General features: G+C 40.7%; 23 protein-coding genes and 6 tRNA genes. 17 read left to right on the top strand and 12 right to left on the bottom strand.

Annotated elements, in window-relative coordinates:
* Positions 1-113: 113 nt before the first annotated feature.
* From MSBRM_RS12185 to lonB, 3 genes are read right to left on the bottom strand one after another with little or no spacing between them, the layout of a single operon-like run.
* Complete coding sequence (locus tag MSBRM_RS12185; RefSeq protein ID WP_048116423.1) at positions 114-1,424, bottom strand: TldD/PmbA family protein; 1,311 nt, start codon at positions 1,422-1,424, stop codon at positions 114-116.
* A gap of 2 nt (positions 1,425-1,426) precedes the next feature.
* Positions 1,427-2,779: a TldD/PmbA family protein gene (locus MSBRM_RS12180; protein ID WP_048116425.1), complete on the bottom strand. Its 1,353-nt coding sequence runs from the start codon at positions 2,777-2,779 to the stop codon at positions 1,427-1,429.
* On the bottom strand, positions 2,767-4,863 hold the full coding sequence (gene lonB, locus MSBRM_RS12175; RefSeq protein WP_048116427.1) for an ATP-dependent protease LonB: 2,097 nt from the start codon (positions 4,861-4,863) through the stop codon (positions 2,767-2,769). Before lonB ends, MSBRM_RS12180 begins: the two co-directional genes overlap by 13 nt.
* A gap of 541 nt (positions 4,864-5,404) precedes the next feature.
* On the opposite strand from lonB, the gene MSBRM_RS12170 reads away from it, so the two are divergent.
* The gene (locus tag MSBRM_RS12170) at positions 5,405-6,325 is read left to right on the top strand and encodes a tetratricopeptide repeat protein (RefSeq protein ID WP_230629062.1); all 921 of its coding nucleotides are present in this window, start codon (positions 5,405-5,407) and stop codon (positions 6,323-6,325) included.
* Positions 6,326-6,435: 110 nt separating this feature from the next.
* Here MSBRM_RS12170 and MSBRM_RS12165 read toward each other — a convergent pair whose 3' ends face one another.
* Complete coding sequence (locus MSBRM_RS12165) at positions 6,436-6,774, bottom strand: hypothetical protein (RefSeq protein WP_052712880.1); 339 nt, start codon at positions 6,772-6,774, stop codon at positions 6,436-6,438.
* A gap of 632 nt (positions 6,775-7,406) precedes the next feature.
* Between MSBRM_RS12165 and MSBRM_RS12155 the strand changes: the two genes are divergently transcribed.
* The 3 genes from MSBRM_RS12155 to MSBRM_RS12145 all read left to right on the top strand — a co-directional run bounded on the left by MSBRM_RS12155 (position 7,407) and on the right by MSBRM_RS12145 (position 9,881).
* A complete protein-coding gene (locus MSBRM_RS12155; protein ID WP_080941421.1) occupies positions 7,407-7,994 on the top strand; it encodes a tetratricopeptide repeat protein in 588 nt (195 codons plus the stop codon).
* 163 nt (positions 7,995-8,157) lie between these two features.
* Positions 8,158-9,420, top strand: coding sequence for a nitrilase-related carbon-nitrogen hydrolase (locus MSBRM_RS12150; protein ID WP_048116433.1), 1,263 nt, complete (start codon positions 8,158-8,160; stop codon positions 9,418-9,420).
* Positions 9,421-9,488: 68 nt separating this feature from the next.
* Complete coding sequence (locus tag MSBRM_RS12145) at positions 9,489-9,881, top strand: hypothetical protein (RefSeq protein WP_141706486.1); 393 nt, start codon at positions 9,489-9,491, stop codon at positions 9,879-9,881.
* Positions 9,882-10,100: 219 nt separating this feature from the next.
* Here the strand turns inward: MSBRM_RS12145 and MSBRM_RS19630 are convergent, their stop codons facing one another.
* A complete protein-coding gene (locus tag MSBRM_RS19630; RefSeq protein ID WP_080941422.1) occupies positions 10,101-10,313 on the bottom strand; it encodes a zinc ribbon domain-containing protein in 213 nt (70 codons plus the stop codon).
* A 208-nt stretch (positions 10,314-10,521) separates the two neighbouring features.
* Here MSBRM_RS19630 and MSBRM_RS12140 point away from each other — a divergent pair, with 208 nt between their 5' ends.
* The 3 genes from MSBRM_RS12140 to comE all read left to right on the top strand — a co-directional run bounded on the left by MSBRM_RS12140 (position 10,522) and on the right by comE (position 14,068).
* A complete protein-coding gene (locus tag MSBRM_RS12140) occupies positions 10,522-10,989 on the top strand; it encodes a hypothetical protein (protein ID WP_048116436.1) in 468 nt (155 codons plus the stop codon).
* 568 nt (positions 10,990-11,557) lie between these two features.
* Entirely contained in the window at positions 11,558-12,808 is a 1,251-nt protein-coding gene (locus MSBRM_RS12135; RefSeq protein ID WP_048122656.1) for a cysteate synthase, read from the top strand.
* Between the two features lie 111 nt (positions 12,809-12,919).
* A complete protein-coding gene (gene comE, locus MSBRM_RS12130; protein ID WP_141706485.1) occupies positions 12,920-14,068 on the top strand; it encodes a sulfopyruvate decarboxylase subunit beta in 1,149 nt (382 codons plus the stop codon).
* 207 nt (positions 14,069-14,275) lie between these two features.
* Here comE and MSBRM_RS12125 read toward each other — a convergent pair whose 3' ends face one another.
* Together MSBRM_RS12125 and MSBRM_RS12120 are read right to left on the bottom strand one after the other, a co-directional pair.
* Positions 14,276-15,592, bottom strand: coding sequence for a methanogenesis marker 16 metalloprotein (locus MSBRM_RS12125; protein ID WP_048116440.1), 1,317 nt, complete (start codon positions 15,590-15,592; stop codon positions 14,276-14,278).
* Between the two features lie 119 nt (positions 15,593-15,711).
* Positions 15,712-16,509 carry an MBL fold metallo-hydrolase gene (locus MSBRM_RS12120; protein ID WP_080941424.1) on the bottom strand — a complete coding sequence of 266 codons (798 nt, stop codon included), beginning with the start codon at positions 16,507-16,509 and terminating at the stop codon, positions 15,712-15,714.
* Between the two features lie 479 nt (positions 16,510-16,988).
* Here MSBRM_RS12120 and MSBRM_RS12115 point away from each other — a divergent pair.
* From MSBRM_RS12115 to MSBRM_RS12085, 8 genes are all read left to right on the top strand, one after another.
* Positions 16,989-17,062 (top strand) — tRNA-Val (locus MSBRM_RS12115).
* A 94-nt stretch (positions 17,063-17,156) separates the two neighbouring features.
* A tRNA-Phe gene (locus tag MSBRM_RS12110) sits at positions 17,157-17,231 on the top strand.
* Positions 17,232-17,238: 7 nt separating this feature from the next.
* Positions 17,239-17,310 (top strand) — tRNA-Gly (locus MSBRM_RS12105).
* Between the two features lie 61 nt (positions 17,311-17,371).
* Positions 17,372-17,445 (top strand) — tRNA-Val (locus tag MSBRM_RS12100).
* Positions 17,446-17,539: 94 nt separating this feature from the next.
* Positions 17,540-17,614: transfer RNA gene (locus MSBRM_RS12095), tRNA-Phe, on the top strand.
* 7 nt (positions 17,615-17,621) lie between these two features.
* A tRNA-Gly gene (locus MSBRM_RS12090) sits at positions 17,622-17,693 on the top strand.
* 561 nt (positions 17,694-18,254) lie between these two features.
* Positions 18,255-18,383: a hypothetical protein gene (locus tag MSBRM_RS21790; protein ID WP_255361955.1), complete on the top strand. Its 129-nt coding sequence runs from the start codon at positions 18,255-18,257 to the stop codon at positions 18,381-18,383.
* Positions 18,380-18,592 carry a MoaD/ThiS family protein gene (locus MSBRM_RS12085; RefSeq protein ID WP_048116442.1) on the top strand — a complete coding sequence of 71 codons (213 nt, stop codon included), beginning with the start codon at positions 18,380-18,382 and terminating at the stop codon, positions 18,590-18,592. The genes MSBRM_RS21790 and MSBRM_RS12085 overlap by 4 nt, the downstream gene beginning before the upstream one ends.
* A 447-nt stretch (positions 18,593-19,039) precedes the next feature.
* Here MSBRM_RS12085 and MSBRM_RS12080 read toward each other — a convergent pair whose 3' ends face one another.
* Positions 19,040-19,438 (bottom strand): hypothetical protein, encoded by a 399-nt coding sequence (locus MSBRM_RS12080; RefSeq protein ID WP_011308457.1) that lies wholly within the window; start codon positions 19,436-19,438, stop codon positions 19,040-19,042.
* A 1,596-nt stretch (positions 19,439-21,034) separates the two neighbouring features.
* Here MSBRM_RS12080 and MSBRM_RS21435 point away from each other — a divergent pair.
* Complete coding sequence (locus MSBRM_RS21435; RefSeq protein WP_230629064.1) at positions 21,035-21,451, top strand: HEAT repeat domain-containing protein; 417 nt, start codon at positions 21,035-21,037, stop codon at positions 21,449-21,451.
* Between the two features lie 21 nt (positions 21,452-21,472).
* Positions 21,473-22,306, top strand: coding sequence for a HEAT repeat domain-containing protein (locus MSBRM_RS12075; RefSeq protein WP_230629065.1), 834 nt, complete (start codon positions 21,473-21,475; stop codon positions 22,304-22,306).
* A 598-nt stretch (positions 22,307-22,904) separates the two neighbouring features.
* On the opposite strand, the gene MSBRM_RS12065 is transcribed toward MSBRM_RS12075, so the two are convergent.
* From MSBRM_RS12065 to MSBRM_RS12050, 4 genes are all read right to left on the bottom strand, one after another.
* Positions 22,905-24,266: a PFL family protein gene (locus tag MSBRM_RS12065; RefSeq protein ID WP_048116446.1), complete on the bottom strand. Its 1,362-nt coding sequence runs from the start codon at positions 24,264-24,266 to the stop codon at positions 22,905-22,907.
* A gap of 62 nt (positions 24,267-24,328) precedes the next feature.
* Positions 24,329-24,607 (bottom strand): ACT domain-containing protein, encoded by a 279-nt coding sequence (locus MSBRM_RS12060; protein ID WP_048116449.1) that lies wholly within the window; start codon positions 24,605-24,607, stop codon positions 24,329-24,331.
* 513 nt (positions 24,608-25,120) lie between these two features.
* Positions 25,121-25,630, bottom strand: coding sequence for a shikimate kinase (locus MSBRM_RS12055; RefSeq protein ID WP_048116452.1), 510 nt, complete (start codon positions 25,628-25,630; stop codon positions 25,121-25,123).
* A 374-nt stretch (positions 25,631-26,004) separates the two neighbouring features.
* A complete protein-coding gene (locus MSBRM_RS12050) occupies positions 26,005-26,268 on the bottom strand; it encodes a hypothetical protein (RefSeq protein ID WP_230629067.1) in 264 nt (87 codons plus the stop codon).
* Positions 26,269-26,600 lie beyond the last annotated feature (332 nt).

Raw genomic sequence — 26,600 nt, 5'->3', positions numbered from 1 at the left:
GTAGTAAAATCAATAAATACAATTGGAATAACTGTCTAATCTGGCATAGTCGAGGTAGTAATCAACATATCAATTCTTGAAAAAAGAAAGAAGACAGGCTCTTTTAAGAGCCCTTAACCTATAACACTCATATCCGAAACCCGGATAGAAGGTGTAATTATTCCTCCAACTTTCCTGACATCAAAGCCTGCTCCTGAGATCTGTTTCAAGAGCTCGAAAGCATTGCCAGAAATCATAAGGGATTTTATAGGCTTATCAAGAGCTCCGTCTTTGATTGTGAAGGCATTTCTGGCCTCTACGGAGAAGTCTCCTGAAATCGAGTTTGCTGTGTGGGCGCCGATTACCGTGTTTACGAAGATCCCTGACTGCGTATCGGCAATAACATCTGTCTGAGGATAATCAACGATAACGTTCCTGAGCCCTACTGAAGGAGGGCTTGTGTAAGAAAACCTTGAGCTGTTTCCTGTACTCTTTACGCCTGCTTTTCCTGCGGTATAACTGTCATAGAGGTAAGTCTCAAGCACACCTTTTCCAATCACGGTAGTGCGTTGCGAAGGAACACCTTCGTCATCCGAAGCCGATGTTTCTATTCCTGCTTCAATGAGTCCATCATCGTAGATACTGAGTTCAGGCACCGCCAGCTCTTCTCCTACTTTATCTATCAAGCCTGACCTTCCCTTCTGGACATTATCGGCATCAAGCGAAGGAGCAAGCGCTTCCTCTATAATGTCTGAAATGGCAAACGGATGGAAAACCACATCGGTTTTTTGCGGTTCGATCTTTATTCCGCCATTGGACTTCATTGCAAGCTCGGCTGCATTCTTTCCGAGGGCAAAGAAATCAATATCCAGAGAACGGGAAATCCCAAAGTCATAGGCTGTTGAAGCCTGCCCGTTTACAGTAATGACATCCACAAAACCGGAAATTGCTGTTGATTCCTCTTCGATTTCTATACCATTTGTGTTCAGGATAAGTTGCTTGCCCTTTGACCGGGTAAAGCCTCCTGATGTTGGAAGCGTGCCTGGAACTTCTTTTGTGCCTTCAATAAGTGCCAGAGCATACTCAATACAGGATTCAAGTTCCAGAGTCTCTACTTTTTTATCGAAGATACCCGAGACAGTGGGATATTTCCCGTTAGAAGGAAGACTTACCCAATCAGGGTCACTTTCTCTTACCCTGGCTTCGGCAACTGCAACCTCAACAGCATCCTCTATTTGTGCTGCCGAATTCGTGCTGGCAAAGCCCACGGCTCCGTTTACTATAGCCCTGATTCCTATGCCTTCCGAGAAACGGTCTTTAGCATTCTCAAGAGCGTCTTTTCTAAAATTCACGCCTGTTGAGTGGTTTGCAGCATAATAAATTTCAGCTTCTTCAGCCCCTGCTTTTTCTGCAAGCTTGAGAGCTTTTCTTGCAAGCTCGTACATCTTCAGGCACCTCCCACAAGGGCTTTTGAGATAGCCAGATGAGGAGAACCATCTGATACGGATACAAGCTGCCCGGCTTTTCCGCATCTGCCTGCAGTCATTTTAAGGTCGTTGCCCACAAGTGCCACATGGTTGAGAATCTCAAGAGTTTTGCCGGAGAGAGAAACGTCCCGTACAAGTTCTGTGAGTTCTCCGTTTCTTATCAGGTACCCTTTTTCGGCATTGAACTGGAAAATTCCTTCTCCGGTATTTACCTGCCCTCCTCTTGAGCCTATGAGGTACATCCCATCTTTTACCTCTTCAAGCATCTCTTCAAACCTGGCATCCCCGTTATCTATGAATGTATTGCTCATCCTTACAACGGGCATTGAATAGCCCTGAGCTCTGCAGTTCCCTGGAGTTCCTCCAAGTTTCGCTGCAGTTTCCCGGGAATGGAGATAAGAATTAAAAACCCCGTTCTTGATTATTTCTGTCCTTTTTGATTGTGCCCCTTCGGCATCAAAAGGATAGTATCCAAACTTATGTAGGGTAGGGTCATCGATAATCGTAACAAGGGGAGATGCAATCTGTTCTCCTATCCGGTTTTCAAGGATGGAGTCTCCCTCAAGGACAAGATCAGCTTCAGCTGCGTGTCCAACGGCTTCGTGGGCAAAGACGCCAGCTAGTTCCTGGTCAAGGACCACAGGCATTTCTCCGCCTTTAGGGGTTTTCGCTTTGAGAAGTTCTATTGCAGTATTTCCTGCCTTACCAGCAAGTTCCAGAACATTTTCTTTCTCGAAAACCTCATACCCGTATCCAAAACGGCTCTCTCTGCCTGCCTGATATACCCCATTTTCCGAAGCAACTGCCGAAACCGCAAAACCAACGTTCATAAGCTCATAAGCACCTTCAATTCCATCGGAACTCCTGTATTCTACTTTAAATTCGGATTCCAGGTACATTACCTTGGTGCTGTTGATGCCCTTTACTTTTGCATGGGCTTCTATGCTTTTTAAAAGATCGACTTTTTCCTCAATAGAAACATCCCTTGGATCGATTCTGATCTCAGGGAGATTCTTTACTTCCGGAGGATTTATGGTTGCAAGTTCCACGTCTTCCTTGGGGGTACTGGCATTCATAGAAATAGCAAGTTTTGAGGCTGCCTCGACACCCTGTTTGAGGTTGATTTCCCCTTCCACAGACGTATAACCCCAGGAACCACCACAGAGAGCCCTTACACCGGCTCCCCGTGTAAAGTTTCTGGATAGTTCCTCGATCTTTCCGTTATCCAGAATAATTGAGGTGGAACTGCCCTCAATTACTCTGCAGTCATAAAATTTAATATCCTGCATAATAGTCATGATCAGTTCCTGCATCCAAAAAGGTTCTTAGCCTGCACGGAAGCAGGTGATACCTCAGGAATATCGAAGCTGAGTTTTGTAATGTTTCGCAATTTTTCGATAATTGAGTTTTTTTTCGGACCTACAAGACTGTGTTCCATTACTTCCGCAATAGAGGAGACAGGAATGATCTGAATTTTCTCTTTGTACGCCTTTTCGATAAGGACATCTGCCTCGTTTGCTTTGGGGATAATTACTTTCTTAATGCCTGCCCGGGCTGCAGCTTCAATTTTATAGGTAACTCCACCTACAGGCAGGACATCTCCCCTGACTGAAAGGGAACCTGTCATTGCCACGGTCTGGTCTACAGGAATCTTCTCAATGGCAGATATGACGGCTGTTGCAATGGAAACTGATGCACTGTCTCCTTCGACACCTTCGTAGGTCCCTACAAACTGGATATGAACATCATGTCTGGATATGTCCGTGCCTGTCATGTTTTTAATCACGGCAGAGACATTTAACACTGCTTCCTTCGCAATCATTTTAAGCTTACCCGTTGCTATAATACGCCCTTCGGCTCCGGAAAGTGCAGGGGTGACTTCGGATACTATGGGAAGTACAATTCCTGAATCTCCACCCATGACTGCAAGTCCGTTGACCCTGCCCACAGCAGAACCTTTTCTAAGGAAGGATTCGTAATCTTTGCGGTTTTCTAGATAACTATCTGCAAGCTGCTGTTCAATAGATCTTGCGATTCTTTTTGCTGCAAGTACGTGCTCAGCGGTTGTTAATGGAGCACCTTCGGAATGGGCAATGTCTCCTGCTACGCGTACAAGTCCGCCAAGGTCACGAAGCTTCAGGGTAAGGTGCCCTTTCCTGCCTGCCCGTCTTCTAGCTTCCCGAATTACTTCTTCCACTGCACCTTCATCAAAGTGAGGAATATGCCCGTCCCGAACAACTTCCTGGGCAACGAAACGAACCATTTTCTTCCGGTTCTCAGGAGTATCTTCCATAGAATCCTGCATGTAAACTTCGTAGCCGTAACCTTTTATTCTTGACCTGAGCGCAGGGTGCATCTTCTGCACGGCGTCGAGGTTTCCTGCAGATACCATAATAAAATCGCAGGGTACAGGCTCGGTCTTAACAAGAGCTCCTGAACTTCTCTCAGACTGCCCGGTAATTGGGTATTCCCTTTCCTGAAGTGCAGTCAGGAGGCTCTGCTGGGATTCCAGTTTGAGAGTGTTGATTTCGTCAATAAAGAGCACACCTTTGTGGGCCTTGTGGATATCTCCAGCCTCTACTCTGTCGTGAGCAGGAGTTTCAAGCCCGCCGGACTGGAATGGGTCGTGCCTTACATCTCCAAGCAGAGCTCCTGCGTGAGCTCCTGTTGCGTCGATATAAGGTGCATGCTCTTTGTCATAATTTGAAACCGCCAGTTTCGGGATCATCATTTCTTCTTTAGGCAAGAACTGGCGAGTTAGCATGAGAATCATAATGCCTGCAATAATGCCCCAGAGTAATTGACCAACAAAATAAGAGTAGATGATAATGCCCACAACAAAAAGCATCATGAGCATATTTCTGGCCTGAGCTTTCTTTCTGGCCTCCATCTTGTGAGCCATGACGATTTCTCTGCCCTTTCCGGCGGGAACTTCCCTTATTTTAGGATTGTTAAGGTCTTCCATATTAGGATATACAAGAATATCCTTTAGCTCTTCTTTTGGAAGAAGTTCTGCCATTGCTTTTGCAAGCAGAGATTTCCCTGTTCCTGGGGTTCCTATCATCATGATATGCCGTCTCTGACCGGCCGCTTTTTTTACGACTTCGACGGCATGTTCCTGACCCAGCACTTGGTCGATAAGAAGTTTGGGTACATCTATATTAGAAGTATTGTCAAATGAAAAGCCGATGTCAACGTCTTCATACGTATCCTGATCTGACTCAGACTCGGCCTTAACCTGATTGGATTCGGGCTCGGTCATACCCCCACCGGACTCCTCCTTCTTCTGATCGGCCGCAGACGTGTCTCCGTCCTGAACGGACTCGCCTATATTTTCAGCGGGTTCGTCTATCTTCCCCGAAGACTCGCCTATGTTCTGATTATTATTATACACCATGGTTAGCTCACATATTCGAACGTTATTCAATAGACGTTACTGATCAATATATATACTTGACGTTATCGAAAAAAATAATAACCTTTTAGTGATAAAATGATTGGTAAAAAGAGGATGCCACAATAACGAATGCTTCCAGTTACTGTGACCCCACCCATATTTCTGCTAATTATATTAACTTGCTGTATATATAATTAACCTGCCAGTGTATATATCATTTATAGAAACATTTTGTTATATATAATCTAGAAACTTTTTGTTGTTATACCATTTAAATTTGTATATTTGACTCTAATATATAATAGAAAGTTAATTTTCAAATCATTTAGATAATTTCAACTCTTTTATGCTATCTCCCCTATATATACATTGAGCATTATTCGCTAATTTAGACCAGAGTTACTTAGGAGCTAATTCAGATCAGTTTATACCAGTTCAGATCACTGAGAAGTAATTAAGATCTAACTTTAAGCCACATCCTGCCAGCTGTCCATAACCCGATATCAACAGTTATTTAAAAAACAAGAGGTATTTTTCTCTTATGTCCAGAGGCAAGGTCAGAAATCTTCTCCTTCTGAAGCAAATTCACAGTGCAGTAACCCAGATAAAAAAAGGCAAGCTGGATAAAGCTCTTGAAACCTTAAGCAAAGCCGAAGATTCTGCAAGAAAAGCGAAAGCAACTGACGCAGTATATTATATTCTGTTTATGCGCGGGGGCATCTATTATACTGAGGCAAAATATGATGAAGCTCTCGAGACCTACGAAAAGGCGATTGATGCAGGTTCAGAACTTCTTAAAGTTAATCCTGAAAATCACGACTACCAGCACTATATGGGCACAACCCTGAGCAATACCGGGAACCTGCTAAAAAGTAAAGGTGAAAAGCCGCAAGCTGTCGAATATTACACTCGGGCCCGAGAGATCTATATAAATCTTCTGGCGAAAGAACCTGAAAACGTAGTCTTTAGATCTGCTGCCGGTGAGAACCTGAACAATTATGCAGCTCTCCTTACGGACATGGGTTCTTTTGAGGAAGCAGGCGAAATTCTCAGTCAGGTGATTGAGCTTTATGGAAAGCTGCTTGAAGAAAAGCCCGACAACCCGGGCTATCAGGCCGAACTCGCGGTTGCGCTCAGCCAGCTTGGAAACTGCCTTATCCAGCAGGGCCCTGAAAAATCTGATACGGCAAAACAAAGCCTTGAAAAAGCCCTCGCCATGCAGGAAAATATTCTCGCTCAGCAGCCAGAAGATAGGAATATTCAAGAAGCTATCGCTTTGACCCGGGAAAGGCTTGAAAAACTGGAAACTCTGGAAGAGCAGGAAAAGTCAGAAACTCTGGGAAAGCTGGAAGAACAGGAAACCTTGGAGAACCCAGAAAAACCGGAACAGGAAAAACTGGAAAAACTGGAGAATACGGAAAACCTGAATCCGGATAATTCGGAAAATCCGGAAAAGCTTTAAGGTTTTTATCTCAAATTCGCCGGCAGTAGCATAGAGAGTTGAATCCTAGAGGGCAGCGTCATAGAGCCTGTAATCTCTTAAAGCTCACAACAGTCCAAACACTTTACTTTTTACAGTTTCTCCTTCGAAAACAGCAGCATGTGTATATAAAGCAAAATCAGCAGGCCTGCAACGATCCCTGAGAGAAACTGATAAGTAAAGTACGAGTAAATAATCAGTCCAAGCACGAAGAGAGTAATAAGAATGTTTGCAAGCCGAAATCTCTTTTTTATTTGGGGATCTAGCGGAGTTCCTGCTTCTTTTTCATCCAGGGAACACTCCCTGAAGTAACTCTTTTCCCTTTTCATGAGGAAATAAAGCCTCAGAATGAGAACATCAATAACTATGCCCCAGAGAAGCTGTCCGATATAGAAGGTATAACAGAGGATAGCTGCGAGAAAGATGCTCACAAGCAGTAGGTATATCTTTTCTTTTTTTCTAAACTCAGGAATCTCGATTCTACCCTTCCCCCGAATCTCAATCTTATTCTTATTTCATTTCTCTATTCACATTATTTACCTTTTCCCAAATACCCTCTTTAGAAGTCAATAACTATCAAATTATTAAAAATGTGGGTTAAAATGAGATTCCTAATACCTGAATAAAAAGACCCTGAGTGCAAAAATAAAATAACTCCATTTCAAGTGGGAAGAAATCAAGCGGTTTAAAATCTAATCCATAGCAGCTGTAGTCAGCCGCCTGAGGTCGAATTTGTCCACGCGCCCATGGCGCGGCTTTTCCAAGTATGCAAAGAAAGAAAAGCAAATAATCTTTATTCTCACGCTTTTTGCTGTAACTCCATCGAGAAAAAAAACACAATGTTTAAGCCATCCTTAACTTATTTTTTTATTATGTTGGAGAGTTTGAGAGATTCAGCAATAAGTTCCTATAATGAAGCTTTAGAGCTAATGCAAAAAGGTCAGAACAAGGAAGCTTTAAAAGCACTTGAAAAAGCCGAAGAAGCCGCAGGCCAGGCGAAAGAAATTGATATTTTTCTTTATGTTCAGACTTTAAAAGGACATCTAATGCAGGCATTACTGATATGGGGCGTATTGAAGAGGCTAAACAAAGGTACGAAAAGGCACTCGAAATTAGGCAAATCCTCCTCGGAACCGACCCCGATAACGTATCTTATCAATCTTACGTAGGAACAACACTGAACAATTTAGGTGCCTTACTTTCTAATATGGGGCGTATTGAAGAGGCTAAACAAAGGTATGAAAACGCACTCGAAATCTACACCGAACCTTTGCAATACATGACGATAGGTAGAAAATCCCATTCGATAATGAAGCTTATTGAGTTAAATACAGAACAGGCAAAAAAAGGCAATCAATATAATCAGATGAGATGCCTGAAAGAAGCAGTCGAGCTGTGCAAAAAATATCAGGATTTTTTTATTAAATATGAGCTAAAGCACGAAAGAGAACTGGTTACTGGGGCAGGGCTGAGTGCATATATTGACTTTCTGCTCAAGAACATTAGAGCTGAGTCCAATACAGGAAAACGTGCAGGTGAATATGAAAAAGCTATAAAAGCAGTAGAAGAGTTAAAATCTGTTGAAAAAGACGAGGCTATTTCAAAACTCTGTGATTCTACCTCATATTACCTTTCTGGAGAAAACTTGTAAACGAAGCACTTTCTTCAAAGCAGCCTGATCTGGAGCTGCTCAATCAGGCAATAGAACAGTTTAAAAAAGCAACTGAAACTTATGAAAAAGCAAACGTTTGCTATTGCGTCTATACTGCGCTGTTTGAAGTCCTGACGGAAATTGAAAAATCTGAAAAGTTGATGTGCCAAGATTAAAGAAGGTTGTAGAGGAGGTTATCATAACTCTGTCTGATGATGTTAATCCAAGTATCTGCGCTTCATTTAAGGACCTCCCACAGATTTTTGAAGAAAAAGATTGTAAAACCAGGGATAAACTTCTTTTTGATTTTCTGGAAAAAATTAATTCAATTGAATACAGGCCCCTTGAAAGCCTTTTCGAGTATATTCACAGGAGAACAAAAGACTATTTTGAAGAGCCTTTCAATCCTATCAAGCTGATCTACGAAAACTGGAAACTTAAAATTATCTTTGATGACCCTGAAAAAGTAAAAGGTAAGTTAACAATTAAAGCAGGGAGCAGAACTCTTTTTAACAAATTCCTTACCTCCGAAGAAAGAGAAAACAATATTCTTGAAATCGATTATCTTGAGAAAAAGTATTTCCCGGAAGGAAAAGACGAAATTACTTTCAGTGTAAGAGGGCAGAAAAAACCAGTCATAAGGTCAATTGACTATTTTGAAAATATACCCGGAAATAAGAAAATTCGGATATTACAGCATGACTGCTGCAACAACTCTTTTGAAGGCTCTAATTTACGGATTGCGGCTGTGCAATTGAAATATCATGCTTATGGAGAAGATTCCATTGTAAAACTTACGGCTGATGAGACTTATTACAGGAAAGTAATGGCAATTCTTGAAGCTGTGAAGGAAAAAGCCGATATTGTGGTATTCCCTGAGTTTTCCATACCTTTTGAATATCTTGAAGAAATACAGCAGTACACCGATGAAAATGGAATTATTGTTGTTGCAGGCAGCTATTATGTTCAGGAAAAGAACCTTATGAAGTACGGAAAACTGTTCACCCGCGAGTTTGGAGACGAAGATTTACGGAAAAATATCTCTCCTATTGTGATTCCTGATTCTAAAATCGTTCACAATGAAAAAGCGCTGGCAGCAAGGGATGAAAGAGGATGCGGTTTTGAGGAAGGTATGGAAGCAGGTGAAGTGAACCACATTCTCAAACTTAGAGAAGACCTTCGAATAGGGATTATGATCTGTTATGAGTATGTGAATGATGAGTTGAGAAAGCGTTTGATACGTGCCTGCGACGTAATCCTTGTGCCTCAGACAAATCCATCTCCAAAGATATTTTATAGAAAAGCAAACAGTGAACTTAATATCCAGCTTTGTGCTGGAAACCGGGCACACATTATGGTAAATGGAATCTATACCTGGGGAAATGATAAAAAACAATATATGGAGGGTCTACAGGAGTTGCTTTAACACTTGACAAGCACTCATATTCAAAACTTGGGGAGAATGAAACCGTCATAGAGCCAGTTGACGGCGTAATGGAACAATTTGTCTATATAATGTCAATGAATACGGATTTTAATACATCAAGGGATACTCAGACAGGTCAGGAGCCAATAACCTTAAAGCTCATCCACATTTTTGAAGAAGCTGAAATTCTCGATAAATTAAAAGAAAAAGGCAGGGAATTTGTGGAACTGATTAACAGAATAAATTCCTGTAATGATCATAATGAATTGAAATGCATGCTTATAAGAGAAAGGGGAAGTATTAAGAAAAAAACAGATGATATTGAAACTTCCCTAATAAAACAATTCTCTCCTTTAACAAACAAACATATTCAGAAGCTTGATGAACGTAAAATTGAAGAATTAAAAGGAAAATGCTTTTTTCTTGTTATCCCTAATAATAAAAATCAATCTCAGAACTAATAGCGTGCAGGTTTCGCGAGAATAATTCCAACTTTTTCCGTTTATTGCACTTTCACTGATTCTTTTGTTTGGACTTAATTTACAAAAAGACCGCTCTCCTTCGTCGAGCGTGACAAGCTCCCTTAAAGACGCTACTGTCCAGTCCCGGATAACAAGCAATCAAAAAAACGAAAGGAGGGGGAAAAAGTAATTTCCACCAAAAAATCCTTTATTGGCTAATTACGAAGTGAACAAATCGAAAATGTCTCCCAACATGCTGCTGTTGGTCTGGTAGAATTCAGTGTATTTGCAGCGCTTGCAGGTGACATGGGTGAATCTCTTGTTCTGGACATCGAAGATTTTGCTGAGAAAGCCGCCTGTGGTGCGGATCTCGCCGGTTTCGTAGGTGGTATTTCCGCATTTGGGGCAGATGAAATGAATATCTTTACTCATTTTATGGCCTCTTTATTCTTTTTTAGATAATCTAAAAGGTGGGATACCTTTAGTGTTGCGATATTTAATGGTGTTGCAAGGTGTCTAAACATCTACTAAATTGCAATAAAAATGGCAAGGTTTCAGTTTTGAAGGGCGACTGGCCTGACCGAAAAAATATTTGCAGGAAAGAAATATTAGAAAAGAGGATTATTACTGAGTAAGAACCATGAAAACAAAACCGATAATTGTAGTTGCCCTTCTAATCTCATCTATTCTACTGGCTGCCAGATTCGTTCCTGGAACCGGTGCAGATCAATTCAAAGAAGGGAAATACATTCACGTTGACAATATGGTGATTCAGTTTGAGAAGACTAATGCGACCATTTACATAGACTACCATCTCAATCCCTTTGCTCAGGCATATATATCACTTTTTGGCAGCAAAAACTTGGAGCCCAAGATAAAGGAAATTTTCTCCGAATTTAAGGGAGTAAAGATTCAAACGATAGGAATATCAAGTGCCTCGCTCCAGGTACTAAACATTTCTAGAGAAGAGGCCGGAAACTACCTGTGTGATCCATATGAATTAGGGGTGCAGTCTGACGTTGTCACCTTTGTTTATCCCCCTAAAGGCAAGACAAGGAGTTATGAAAATGTAAAAGTCACTCCACCGGTCGTTTATTATTATTATTAAGTATATGATAGAAACTACTCATACCTTTATTCCGTTTTTTCTATTTCTTCTACTTACCTATCTTTCAGTCGTCTCATTTTCTTCATTCTGTCTTATCCGTTACTCTTTTTTCTATTTCACTATTTTTAATGGATAATTTTGGACAATTCAACAGATAAATTCTACATCTGTGTTCAAGCGCGGGAAATGTGTTTCTTTTTAGTTTTCTTACCTTTTCATTTCAGTTTCACTTTATTTCAGTTTCACTTCATTTCAGTTTCACTTCATTTCATCTCAGTTTTTTTCATCTCAGTTTTTTTCATCTCAGTTTTTTCCATCTCAGTTTTTTTCATCTCAGTTTTTTCCATCTCAGTTCTTCATCATTCATTTCCAATTTTCCTATCTTTTCTCCTCTAACTGCATTATTCAGTTTATTTAATCTATAAACAAAATAAGATGATTCGATTCTTGAAAATGAAAATAAATGTCCCAATAAGATAACTAACTCAAAAATATAACACAAAAAGATAATCTTATCCACGTTTTAGGAATACATATTTAATTAAAAGCCCAATTTTCTGTGATAGCGATGGGAAAATTCAAACTGAAATGTCTTAAGTGCGGAAGAGAGTACGGCCAGGAATACAGACTCACCTGTGAGAATGATAATGCCTTTTTACGGGCAGAATACTTCGAAAAAAAACTGGTGTTAAGAAACCAGCCAGGTCTCGGAAGATTTCATTCCTGGCTCCCGGTCCAGGAAGAACTTACTACGGATGCGGGGCCCATAACTTACAAAAGTGAAGCTTTTGCCAGAGAACTCGGGCTTTCGAACCTTTATATAGGGTTCAGCGGGTACTGGCCTGAAAGAGGGGCTTTCATTAAAACCTGTAGTTTCAAAGAACTTGAAGCCCACCCGACCATGCAACTCCTGAAAGAGACCGGAGGAAAAGCCGTAGTCCTTGCCTCTGCGGGAAATACTGGCCGGGCCTTTGCGCACGTATCGGCTTTGACAGGAACTGATGTCTACATAGTTGTACCGGAATCCGGAGCTTCGAAGCTATGGCTGCCTGAGGAGCCCACAGAATCTGTCCATCTCATTAGTATGAGTCCAGGAAACGATTACACTGACGCTATCAATCTCGCAGGCAGGATTGCAAAGCTGCCTAGTATGGTATCCGAAGGCGGAGCAAGAAATATCGCCAGAAGAGATGGAATGGGCACTGTGATGCTGGATGCAGCATTAACTATAGGAAAAATGCCTGATCACTATTTCCAGGCAGTAGGAAGTGGTACCGGAGGAATTTCAGTATGGGAAGCTGCCATGCGTCTCAGAGCCGACGGGCGGTTCGGGCAAAAACTCCCGAAACTTCAGCTTACCCAGAACCTTCCTTTTGTTCCCATGTACAACGCCTGGAAGGAAAAGAGAAGAGAGATCATTCCAGAACTTGACATGAAGGATGCAAAGAAACAGGTAGAAGAAACCTATGCGACCGTGCTTACCAACCGGACTCCTCCATATGGGGTTATGGGCGGGTTATACGATGCACTTACCGATACTGACGGAATAATGTACGCAATTACCAGAGAAGAAGCCCTTGAAGCTAAGGCTCTTTTCGAATCCCTCGAAGGAATCGACATTCTGCCTCCATCAGCAGTTGCAACAGCCTCTCTACTAAAAGCTGTGGAAGAAGGAAATGTAGGTAAGGACGAAACTATTCTTCTGAACCTTGCAGGTGGAGGATATAAACGCCTGAAAGAGGACTACACACTTTATCAGATCGAGCCGGTAGCTACTGCCAAAAATCCTGATATTTCCTTAGACGAGCTAAATATCTAAACGAGTTAAATATCTAAACGAGCTAAATATCTAAACGAGCTGAAGATCTGAGTCTGGAGTAATTCCAAATAAATACATTTAAAGAAAAAATGAAGCTGAAGAGGTATGTGCATGGCAAGTCCGGAAGAAGAAGTCATAGCAATAATGAAAAAGGCAGGTATTGACCTTGCCGCAACTCTGCCCTGCGACAGGATCAAAAATCTGCTTCCCCTGGTTTCTGAGAATTTTCCTGAAATCAAGCTAACGAGAGAAGAAAATGGTGTGGGCATCTGTGCCGGGTTTTATCTTGCAGGGGGGAAGCCCATGATGCTTATCCAGAGCACAGGGCTTGGAAATATGATTAATGCCCTGGAATCCCTGAACGTAATCTGCAGGATTCCCTTACCTGTTCTGGCAAGCTGGCGCGGGGTTTACGCTGAAGGCATCGAAGCCCAGGTTCCGCTTGGCACCCATCTCCCGGCAATCCTTGAAGGAGCAGGGTTGGAATATACAATAATTGACGAAGCCGAAAAGCTCCCTCTCCTCGAAACCGTGATAATAGACGCTTTTGAGAACCTCAGGCCGCATATAGCCCTGATCTCTCCGAAAGTTTGGGAAAGTTCGGATTGTTGTGCCTGGGAAGCGGCTGGACTGCCCGAAAAACCAGAGCTTATGGAAAGAACATGTAGTTTTAATCTTACAAGGGAAACCCTCAGGCCATTAATGCTCAGGAACGATGCGATTTGCGCAATTGCTTCTCAACTCGATGACGAAATTACGGTAACAAATCTGGGAGTTCCCTGCAAGGAACTTTATGCTGGCATGGACAGAGAACTCAACTTTTATATGTTTGGTTCAATGGGGCTCGTCTCGTCGATAGGGCTTGGCCTTGCTCTTAGAACCGAAAAAACGGTTGTAACCTTTGACGGGGACGGTAGCCTGCTTATGAATCCCAATGCTCTGCTCGAAATTGCCAGAGAAGCCCCGAAGAATCTTATAGTTATCTGCCTTGACAATGGTGCCTACGGCTCCACAGGCTCGCAGGAAACCTGTGCTCTCCGCTATATTGACCTGGAAATTTTTGCAACTGCTTGCGGAATTCGGAATACGGCTAAGGTAAACAGTCCAGAGGGGTTAATAGAAACTTTCAGGAAGTTTCGGGCCATGCAGGAACTTTCCTTTATCCATGTAATCCTGAAGCCTGGAAATACAAAAGCACCCAATATCCCTCTGAGCCCTGAAGAGATTACAAAACGCTTTAAAGAGGCTTTAAAATCTTGAAGTCTGAAAAAGTTACAAAGCGTTTTGAAGAGGCTTTAAAATCTTGAGCCCTGAAGAGGTTTAAAGCAAAGAGGTTCTGAAATCAGGAAAATAGGTCTCAAAAAATAATAATTAGAGGTTAAGTCTCAAAAGGTAAAAATTAGAAGTTTTATCTTTAAAAGTAAAAATCACAGGTTACAGAGCATTAAAGGAGAGAAGAACGTTGTCTTACTCTCTCCAGCTTATTTTTTCTACAGGCTCATTAAGCCTGAATCTTCCTGTGAGAATTTTTTCTTTGAGTTCTTCGGCAGCTATAATTGCCCTTGCACGATCGGACTGACGCAGTGTTACCTTAATATCTCTAAGGCAGCCTCCGGTTGAACACCTGACGGAACCCAGGTTTGCACTGAATGCTTCTCCTCTGCACCTTGAGATACAGAGTCCGCAGTTAAAGCAAAATTTCGGATTGTGTACAGCTCCGTTTTCTCTCCGGCTTACCGCACCCATGGGACAGGCTTCGATTACAAGGCAATCCTTACAATTAAGGCATTTTTCTGGATCGTACTTAATATTCAGGTCCACATTATCCCATACATCCCCATAGGTGATCTCACAGAGAGGAATTCGCCCTGCCAGGTCTACCAGCTTGAGTGGGATTTCCTTATCCAGCTTCAGGATATTTTCCAGTATTCCTTCGTGAAGAATCGGGATAGGAACAGCCCATGTATTGATAATTTCAGGACCGGCAGATGTTATAAACCCTCCCATGTACTCAGGGGTCATCTCATGCATATCCGCAAAACCAGTAAGGTTAGGATTATCCGGAGCGCTTCGAGTGCCAGCGCCCGTAACAAATCCGTCTGCTCCGTTGAGAAGTACCCTTGTCCCGATTCCTATAGTTTCAAGCTTGGGGTCGTTTTCAATTGGGTTTAACTCACCGCAACCGCAAAAAGTCATTTCCTTAAACTCACCTTCAAATGGCAGGGCATGAAAGATGGTTTTGATAGACTCTTTTCCGGGATTTACAAACGCTCGATAATTCTTAAAGGCATGTCTTGTTGCATTGAGTTTCGCATAGGTGATCTCAGATAGCCGCGTTTCTACCGAGAAATGGTTTCCTTCACTGGTAGTCACATCAACTTTAATGTTTTTTCCTTCTACCATCTCCCTGAAAAGGTGTCCGCCTCCATAATTAGGATCAAACTTACTGTGAGCGGTTCCGAGTACGATCAGGTCCAAAATTCCAAGCCTTTCATTAGGGCAGGGACCAACAACTGCCGGCACGCCGTTCAGCAGGACTTCAGACGCCTTAACAAACGAGTCGGGCTCTGATACTTTGAACGAAAGTACGGCATAGGTTCCACTCATAATGCCACGTGTTGCAGTTGTTACAACATCCACGTCTTCGAGCTTTATATCCTCCCCTACCCGAATTTTCTCACTAATTTCCGCAGCCGTAAGAACGATTGCATCTCCGGCATCAATTTTATCCTGGATTTCCGGGATTGTCCGGGACGTCTCTGTGTTATCTAATTCTCCGTTCATGTTTCCTTCAACCGGGATATTGAGTTCATCCTATTTTAGGAGTAAGGATTGCCTGAGAGTCAGTTACTCTGGAGGAAATAATAAGCTTGAAATTGGCCGTTTTAGAGAATGGAATAGACTCAAAGGTCTTCTTTACTTCTTTTTGTCTTTTTTTCGTATGAAATTTTTAGTTTCTGGAGAGATACGGGTCTGCCGTGACCTGGAAAATATGTCCTGCAGTTTGCAGCAATCAATGTCTGCCAGCTTTCTAGAAGTTCGTGGATGTCATCTGCAAAAGGTGGAAAGATACTCCAGGGCATAACATTGAAAAGTGTATCTCCTACGAATGCAGCTTCATTTCCAATCACAAGGCTTATCGAACCTACGGTATGGCCAGGTGTGGAAATGACTTTTGCACCAGGGATATATTTTCCAAGGTCATATTCGTTCCCTATCACTATATCAGGATTGACAGGCTGATATTTTGATTTAGAGACCATCAAGGAGTTCCCAATTTCCGATATCATTTTTGAGGACCACATGGTACCTCTCGGAAAGGGCGTTATACCCTTTTCCAGGCATCTTTCTTCTGATGCATGAACCAGAACTTTTGCCCCGCTTCGTTTTTTTATTTCGGCAAGGCAGCCTGTATGATCATAATGAGTGTGGGTGAGAATGATCATAACTATATTCTGAAAAACAAGGTTGTTTTGTTCGAGAGCAATTTGAATGTTTTTGATTTTGCCCGGAAATCCTGCATCCACAAGAATCTCCATACCAGCTGAAACTATTAGATAAGAGTTTGAGTGTCCCATTGGGATACTAATAACAGTGTAAGACTTAAAAGTGTATGACTTAACAGTGTAAGACTTCTCGCATTCTGGTCTTTTACTTTTCAAGCTCCCACTATTTAGTCGCTTGTCTTCGCTGGAACTCATTCAGGTTTCTCCTCGAAATCTGAAAAGAGTTTTGTTGCTCTTTTCATGTTTTGCATTGTATTGCCTTTTGCATTGAGCTTCTTGTGCTACCTTTCATATTGGGCCTCTTTTTGCTTGTTGAGCTGTTTTTACTTTGAGCTACCTTTTATTTTCCTTTAACAGGTTTTATGCTTTCGATTAATATATGGTATTATTGAATTGATTTACTAAAGAACTATATCCTACAAAAAACAAATCAGGTAATTGAATTTGAAAAGTTATATATAAGGAATTTTTCAATGCTGATTGGAAACCCCAATCTCTAAAAAGATTTATCATTAGAGCCCAAAAGAGAATATCCGATGCAAACTGTACAAAAATTTCACATTTTTGAAGGTTGATTTGGTTAGAAAAGGTCCATACCACCCAAAACTTATATAAATGATGATGCGCACTATGGAGTTGCACTTTTGTGCGAAAAACAGAAGCAACAAACTACTGGGCTCGTGGTCTAGACGGTCATGACGTCGCCTTGACATGGCGGAGGTCCTGAGTTCGAATCTCAGCGGGCCCACTAAAAAAATTTCTGGAGATTTTTCTGGAAATTGAAAAATAAAACGAAAATCAGGCTATCACTTACTCTAAGTATGCCTTAAATTAACTTTCATGCCCAGGTAGCTCAGTGGGAGAGCGCTGCCCTGAAGAGGCAGTTGTCCCCGGTTCGAATCCGGGTCTGGGCACCATCATCGGACATCAGTAGTGTAGCGGTCATCACCGGGCGTTGCCAACGCTCGAACCCGGGTCCGAATCCCGGCTGGTGTATAACTTTTTTAATATAGTGCGTCGGATAAGTATTTTTCGATGCAAAAATCACAAACAACATGGGCTCGTGGTCTAGACGGTTATGACGTCGCCTTGACATGGCGGAGGTCCTGAGTTCGAATCTCAGCGGGCCCACTAAAAAAATTTCTGGAGATTTTTCTGGAAATTGAAAAATAAAACGAAAATCAGGCTATCACTTACTCTAAGTATGCCTTAAATTAACTTTCATGCCCAGGTAGCTCAGTGGGAGAGCGCTGCCCTGAAGAGGCAGTTGTCCCCGGTTCGAATCCGGGTCTGGGCACCATCATCGGACATCAGTAGTGTAGCGGTTATCACCGGGCGTTGCCAACGCTCGAACCCGGGTCCGAATCCCGGCTGGTGTATAATTAGTTCTTCCAATTTTTGAGTCATTTTCGAATAAGATTAAGTTCAAGAATAAAGTCTGTTTTTCCTTCTTTTCTTTACCTATTTATTCCATCTATCTCTTATTCCATCTATCTCTTTCCTTTACCTGTTTTTTTCTTTACCTGTTTTTTTCTTTATTCTACTGGAAATCTTTCTCGGACCGACCAAATATTAATACTTTTTGTCTTGAGTTTGAAACATTTATTGTATTGTCCAACTCTTCAATAAAACTTTAATCTTTGAATAAATACCTCCTATTCTTATCTCATAGATCCAGCTTCAAATCTTTTTTGTCAAACTTTTGAATGACATCAGCTCCAATGTTAACCTATTGTCAATGTTTATATTCCGAGTTTGTGGTGTCTATAAGGTTTGAAAATCTAATATGTTAACCAATTATTGTCAACCAAAACATTAATTAAAACATAAATTGATTATAATTATTGGATATACATCTCGAGAAGACAAGAGAACAAGTCTGCTTGAAGAGATCTATACCAACTATGTTGCAAACCTGAAAAATCGTGAGGAGATCTAAAATGCCAGGAAAGTTCCAGAAGAGAAATGCGGAAAGGAAAGGCGTCAGAAAAGAATATGAACTGGAGCAGAAGTTAATTAAGGAAGTCGTAGGCGAAATTCAGGTAAGCGGCGGTGGAGCAATAGAGTGAGTAGAAAAGTACACATAACAATCCAGGCTGGAGATATTTCTGAGCAGACCGTAGAAGTAGCTGAGAGCGCTACCTACGAAGAACTGCTTAATACTTTGGATATAAATCAGGAAACAGTACTTGTATTAAATGGAGGGAATGCTGTTCCTCTTGATGGAATAGTCAGTTCCGATAGACTTACAATCCTCAGAGTTGTCACAGGGGGCTGACCTGCCAGCAAAAGGCAGAACCTCTCCTTTATTACAATTCTTTTTTCCACCTTTTTTGAAGTCCCTGTATGACGTTTTTATTACCTATTTCTGTCACCCGAGTCCCTTCTCGCTCACTTCGTTCGCTCAAGCGTAGTGGTCTTTGGAGAAAGGTTAGAGAGATTATATTTTCAACGCTCTCAGGAAAGCTAATTTACTCAAATTGCCCTTGGATCATGCGGCACAAGTCATTTTAAAAACTGTTTGCCAGCAAGCCATTTCAAAAAATAATTGACTGAAAACTCCGCAACAACGTGATAGGCGTGATCAACCGGCGCAACTGTTGATCCAGAAAAGTAGAGAACAGGAATGAAAAATGATTCGAATAATTAAGATTTTTGTTTCCATAATGGTTGAATTCCAGATAAGAATTGTCAGCCATTATGGAGCAAATTCGTTTTGAAGGCTTTACTTTGAGGGAGTAAGAGGCACCTTTTTACTCATAACCTTCAGCTTCTTAATTGCTGAGATGGTTGCCTGAGATTCTTTGTAAATTTTGTCTTCGTAATAACTGATGATCTCGTCAACTGGAGCAGCAAGAGCATAGATCTTTATTGGGCGCCCTTTACCGGGTTTCTTTTCCGAACGAACGCTAACCCACGACTGGTTGCGCATCAGTCTCATTGCAAGACTTACTTCTGGTTGTCTTAATCCGGTACTGATTTCTATTTCACGGGATGAAGCCTCGTCAACATTCATAAGATATGCCATAGTTGTAGCGACATTTCTGGACATCCCAAGGTTTCTTAACGTTTCAATAAAAATGTGGTCGTTTTCGTCCAGCACTTTAACTTCGTAGTCTTTCATGATAACCCCTTCTTTCTTCTAATTTTATGGATAATGTTGTCAGTTAAATAATATTAAAATAATTATGTTTATACCTTCAAGGAAGGCTTTTATAATTATCTTTTAAAACTGACGACAATCTCTAAATATATACACTGTCGATATATTTATAAGGTAACCTATTTCGTTTTGAAATTCTAAATACAATAAAAAACGTTTTTACGCTATGTAGCGGATTATTTCTGTTTTAAGTCTAACAACCGGTCATTAAAAGCAAATGCCAGATGTTTATAACTGGCTACAAGAGCCCCGTTTTATGAGATTGATGGAAAGGACTTTACAGGTTGATTAATTAAACCTGTATAGGTATATAATTAGAAGGTTATTCATCTCTAACAATTAATAATGTACTCATACTATTTAAAGTTGTATATATTAAAAAGGAGTTGAAAAACTTTCAACTAGCCTTGGCATGGGTAACTATTTAAGGTTTTTGGCATATGTACTGTATTATAATATTCTTTTCTATATAACAAATTTCAGGTTCCATATTGACAATATTATAATTTTACTGATTAATAATTTGGACTCAGGTATCGAGGGAAAGTAGGATTCAAGAGCAAACTAAATATTTATACTCAATTCAGTGTTCGTCCATAATTATATGGTTGATATTTTCATGATGAGCTGATCCCAAAACTCAAAATTGCTTCTCTGAATCCTGTATTCCGAACAATCAATCAAGTTTCTGATCATGAAAACAGTCCTGAAAATTCTTGATGATTAAGAACGAAATGGCTTTTGGGATAGGCTCGATCAATTTCCGGTGCTAGAAGTGTTTACATTTTGTGCTTCAATATATGGCTATTATAACTTCACTGAATTGCAAAAATACATGATGCATCATTAAGAGATGTTTGGGAATAACATCAACCAATAGTTTATAATCAAATTTTCTGGAGCATCAAAAATCAGTAATCAAAATCAGTATTCAAAATCAGTATTCAAAATCAGTATTCAAAATCAGTATTCAAAATCAGTATTCAAAATCAGTATTCAAAATCAGTATTCAAAATCAGTATTCAAAATCAGTAATCAAAATCAGTAATCAAAATCAGTATTAATCTACAGGATCATTAACCATATTAATTGAAATCTCCAATACATATTGAAAAGTACCATCTTCTAAATTCTACTCATGGGAATACTCACTATTTTCACTGAAAACTCATTATTCATCCCGAACCTTTACGAAAAGCTTGCTGAACAGAGGCCATCCTTGCTTTAAAAGGTCAGTCAAACAATCCCATAATAGTTTATTTGGATAGATTCAAGTTACACGCAGATTTCCCCGGCTGAATTACATTTCTATTTCCTTTGTCTTCATCATTAAACAAAATAAATTTTTCAAAAAAATAAGAAAAATTTATATGTTTAAAGACTAAAAGGTCACTTAAAGCTAATTCTTAAAGATTTTCCCTATACTTCATTGACTATATCACAAATATATCAAAGATACTCGTGGTTATTACTATTGCATGTATTGTTGAGTACTAATTACTTGCTATGAATATCATAACCAGGTAGCTCTAAGATGAAGATGGATCAAGTGGTCAAATGGGGATTGAAAAGTTAAATATTCATCTTATATTTTTTGCATTGGTTATTCTCCAGTTATCTATATTTTCTGTTGTTAATGTAGCCAGTGCTGCTTCAGATGAGCAGGATATTGAGGCCTTAATTGAGAATTTCAACGCACAGGATGTAGATGTCAAAGCTGACTCCGTAAAAGTTCCGGTCGCAGCCGGAGAGCCCGCAGTAGGACCTTTAATACAGACACTGGATTCCAAAGACCCGGAAATTCGTGAAAACGCGGCTATTAATCTTGGTAAGATCAAAGATGAAAGAGCTATAGATCCGCTCGTCAAATTGTTGACGGATGAAGAGTGGGAAGTTGAAAGTGCTGCAACCAATGCTCTTGTTGAAATCGGAAAACCTGCTATAGAGCCACTAATTAAGATCTTGCAGGAATAAAATGAAGATGTGTTTCTACAGATGAAAGTTATTGCAGTTCTTGCTGGAATAAAAGATGAAAGAGCAATTCAGCCTATGATTCAGGCCTTGAAAGAAGACCCCGAACTTGATGCAGATCTGGGTTATAATCTTGGCCTGATGGGCGAACCTGCTGTAGAGCCTTTGATCCAGGCTCTTAACGATGAAGACTCCAGAGTTCGGGTGCGTGCAGCTGAAGCTCTCGGCAGAATTGGAGACAAGCGTGCAGTTGGACCGCTTACAGATGCCCTGAATGATAAGGATGAGACTGTTAGGGTATTTGCAAAAATTGGACTTAAAAGCATTGAGTCTCAAAAGAAAAATACGTTAATTGCCACTTATGGAAAAGAACGCGAATTCTATATTGAAGACCAGAGACGAGAATGGTTAGATCAGCTCAATAAAATCTGCGACCTTGTGAGAGATTCCATGGAACCTTATAATTATCCGCAGGGGCCGGTTATAAGCTATGGCTGGAGCATTGATAACCGTATAAGAGTAGGAATTCTGGAAGGCTCGGAAGTTAACAATTCAACTCTTGGTGATATTTACAATATATTTGACCAGGCAGGAAAAGAGATTGGAGTTGCCGATGTGCCTGTCATATTTAGCTATGCAGAATTTCCTGTAGATGAGGAACTCTTACCGAAGCTAGCAGAAGACATCGAAAAGAATGAAGAACCAGTAAGAACTGAAAATGCTAACGAAACCGAAGATATTAACGAAACTGAAGAAGATGCAGAAGATTTACAGTCGTCAGTTAGTATTCCGGGACTCGGGGTAATGTTTGTTTTGTCAGAGTTAGTGATTTCAGCCCTCATAGTCAACAGGCGCTGATTTGAATGTGATTCAAATCTTCTTATGTGGGTTGGGTATATGTGTCTGCGATAACGAATTCATTCATTCTCATGTTATTAGTAATTGTTTTTTCAGTTACTTCCGTTTCAAACGTTTTGGCGGCCGAAATAGTTCTCGATACAGAACATCATCATCTTGGTGACGATTTTAAAGAAGAATTGAACCCTGTTGATCCTGAAGGGCTGGTTTACACAGCAAATTTCACTTTGGACCATTTTCGCTTATTTGAATTCACGATTCTTACGATGGTTCACTTTACGTTCTTCATAGTATTCTTATCCTAACCAATTATCAAAGTCAGGTTCCTTGAGCTCTCGATATTGTCGTGTGAGCTTCACACAAACGCTACAATTTCTGCATGTCACGTTAGGATTACCTCAAATGGAAAAGGTAGCATATGATGCAGTTCATAGTACATCTTCTTGCCGCACCTGCGGAAAGACAGATATATTATTCCATGACAAAAATCAGTAGACTCGTATTGAAAAATACCTGATGGCTTGTCGACCCGCTTCCGAAAGACAAAAAATAAGTTGCCGGATTTACCGGCTGGTTAACCCTTTAGCTGGTTCATCCTTCAGTTTGTAAGGGACTGGATAGGAGCCGGGATTCTTCCTCCCCGTTTTACGAAAGTCTCGGAACTGAAATCGCTTACCGGCATAATAGGGGCATTTCCAAGAAGGCCGCCGAATTCTACGGAATCTCCAACTCCTTTTCCAGGAGCTGGGATAACTCTGACTGCCGTCGTTTTTCTATTTATTACTCCTATGGCCATCTCGTCAGCGATAATAGCCGAAAGGGTGGAAGCAGGAGTATCCCCAGGAACTGCGATCATATCAAGTCCGACCGAGCAGACGCTGGTCATAGCTTCAAGTTTTTCTAGGCTGAGGGCTCCGGCCCTGACGGCTTCTATCATGCCTGCGTCCTCGCTGACAGGGATAAAAGCCCCACTCAGGCCTCCTACTGAGGAGGAAGCCATTGCTCCGCCTTTTTTTACGGCATCATTCAAAAGTGCAAGGGCTGCAGTCGTTCCGTGAGCTCCGCAGCGCTCAAGCCCCATTGCCTCAAGAATCGCAGCAACACTGTCCCCAATTGCAGGTGTAGGAGCCAGGGAAAGGTCAAGAATCCCGAATTCGACTCCAAGCCTTCGCGAAACCTCCCGACCCACCATTTCTCCCATGCGGGTTATTTTAAAGGCCGTCTTTTTGATGGTCTCCGAAATTTCCGTAAGATTTGGGTTTTCAAGTTCTCGAATTGCAGCATTCACAACGCCAGGCCCACTGACCCCAACGTTGATAACGCACTCAGGTTCACCGATTCCGTGAAAGGCTCCTGCCATAAAGGGATTGTCTTCAGGGGCATTTGCAAAGACTACAAGCTTGGCACAACCTATCCCATCCCTATCCGCAGTCAAATCCGCAGTCTTTTTAATGATGCTGCCCATCAGGCCAACTGCATCCATATTAATCCCGGTTTTTGTGGTTGCAACATTTACCGACGAGCAGACCTTTTCAGTGTCTTTAAGGGCTTCAGGAATGGAATTTATAAGCTTTAGATCCCCAACGGTTGCTCCTTTGTGGACAAGGGCACTGAAACCTCCTATAAAGTCTACCTGTGCATCTTTTGCAGCTTCGTCCATGGTTTTTGCAATGGAAACGAAATCAGGAGACCTGCAACTTTCGGCCGCCACAGCTATTGGAGTTACTGAGATTCTCTTATTGATTATTGGAATTCCATAGAGGCTCTGGATTTCATTTGTTGTACGCACAAGTTCTTTTGCACGGGCGGTTATCTTTTCATAGATATTCTCATTGAAAACCTCAATATCAGGATGGCTGCAGTCCCTCAGGCTGATACCCATTGTTACGGTTCTGATGTCGAGATGTTCCATCCTGATCATCTGGATTGTTTCCAGAATTTCTTTTGGGTTTATATACATGAAAAATTACCTCTCATTCCAGACAGATTAATTTTCCAGATCATTTTCAGATAGTCTCCAGATCAGATCCTGTGCATAAAGCGGAATGCGTCTTCGTGCTGTACCTTAACCTCGACTCCAAGGCTCTTTCCCTCGGCACTCATAGCCTCCTGGAAAGCCGCAAGGTCAAAATTTTCCTGTGGAGCTTCTGCAAGCATAATCATGGTGAATATACCCTGCATGATAGTCTGAGTAATATCAACAATATTTACATTGAAACTTGCCATCACAGTAGTGATTCTGGCAACAATTCCTACCCGGTCGCTGCCTATAACCGTAATTATGAAACGACTTGATGTCATTTTATGTCTCCTGTTGCTCGGACCTTTTTCCTGCAGGCCGATGCTCAAATGTTATAAACTGAGAGATTTTGCTCAGATTGAAGACCTAATTACTAATAAAGTGAACTGCTGCTTTAAAGTAAACTGTCCTTAAAGTAAGTCATCCATAAAGCCGATTGTTCTTAAAGAAAACCGTTCCTGGATGGAAATGACCCTAAAGGAAACCATTCTTAAAGTTTTAGACCCTGGGAGATAATTTAAAACTAATAACTCTAAAAATCCCGACCCCGAAAAAGTAATTATGTTGAAAAAGTAATTATGTTGAAAAAGTAATTATGTTGAAAAAGTAATTATGTTGAAAAAGTAATTATGTTGAAAAAGTAATTATATTGAAAAAGTAATTATGTTGAAAAAGCAATTATGTTAAAAAGCAATTATGTTGAAAAAGCAATTATGTTAAAAAGCAATTATGTTAAAAAGCAATTATATTAAAACACAACTGGAAACCTTAATGAACCTATTTGAGCCACAATTTCAGGTACTCTCTTCAAAACATATCTCAACAATCATTTCATCGATGTCCTGAATATTTTCTCTCCCTTTGAGCTTTATTGAAAAATCAGCATATTTCTGATAAAAGCCCTTCCTTTCTTCAAAAAGTTCTTTCAAACTCCTATCCCTGAGTCCTACTATGCCTCTTTTTCTTGCATTAGGAAGCCTTCTGGCAATGCTTCTAAAAGCAGTATCCAGAAAGATTATTTTTGAGATTTTTTTCAAATGATTCATGGCTTTTTCGGAATAAATTACACTCCCACCAGGTGAAATAACGCTCCTATCTATCTGCTCGAGACTGAGAATGGCTTCTTCTTCAAACCTGATAAAAGCCGAATCTCCTTCTTTATCAATCAGAGTCTGGAGAGGCATTCCGGTGTTTTCCCTTATCAGGTGATCCACATCGATAAAAGTATAGCCAAGGCGCTTTGCAAGGGATCTTCCGATAGTACTTTTTCCAGCTCCTGCCATGCCAATTAATGTGATGTTCATTGTCACACTCCTTTAAACTCTGAAAATAAGGGAACCAATTACCTGACGCTTCCCGACATAGGGCAATTAGGCCTTAAATCACTCGAACAAAATATACTCTCTAGCTATATAAAACGTACAACGTTTCCTTTTATCTTGAAAGGGTCATTAATTTAACCAATTACTTTAAATTTCAGAAAAGGACCCGAATTCTTCGGTACATGTTATTATTGTAGAAAAAACAGCTTGTAGTGATTTTGTGAAGTGTAGCTAATGAGACTTATAGCAAAAAAAGTAAAAAAATTGAAAACAAATAAACTCTAAAACTCTAAAAAGAAAAACTAATTTAAGAAATCTAAATTCTGAAATCGATTATTTTCTGAAAGAATTCTTTCTCAATATCGATCTTTTCGGTTTATGGACTCAGCGCCAAGGATATGAGTATGCCTTTCAATCGCTTTCGAAGAGTGAAGGAAAGAGAGTGTATATTCAGAAAGGACAACTCTGGTACCTAATATATAACGCTTCAAAAGGCCTCTGGCAGTTAGCTTATCAACCTGCTCAAGAGAAACGATAGCAAGATACATGAGAAGTCGAATGAAAAACACAAGATGAAGCACAAACATTTTGACCCAGGGACTGGCCGAACTGATTGCCATCCCGCAGATCCAGCTGCAAAGCTTGAGAGAATATGAAATAAGACTGTTTTTATATAAATTTAAAAACAGCAGGAGGAGTGTAAGAAAAGATATACCTCCAGCCATAAGATATATTTCATACGTCAAATCCATAAGAGTCACAAACCCTTACTTTCTGTTACTATTTTAATTTATGCACTTTTGTTCTTTTTCAGAGCATATGGAGAAGTTATGAAATTGTAACTAGAGTTTACAGCGTTAATTAATGAATAGGCTTGATTTAGCTACTTTTAGCTACTTTTAGCCAATAATGCAAGAGGAAATAAAAATAATCGGATAGGATGCCCGGAAAA

Source organism: Methanosarcina barkeri MS (genome assembly GCF_000970025.1).
In the GTDB taxonomy this organism is placed as follows: Archaea; Halobacteriota; Methanosarcinia; order Methanosarcinales; family Methanosarcinaceae; genus Methanosarcina; species Methanosarcina barkeri.
Note: the sequence above shows the minus strand (reverse complement) of the source record. Positions and strands in the feature narration are given on the sequence as shown.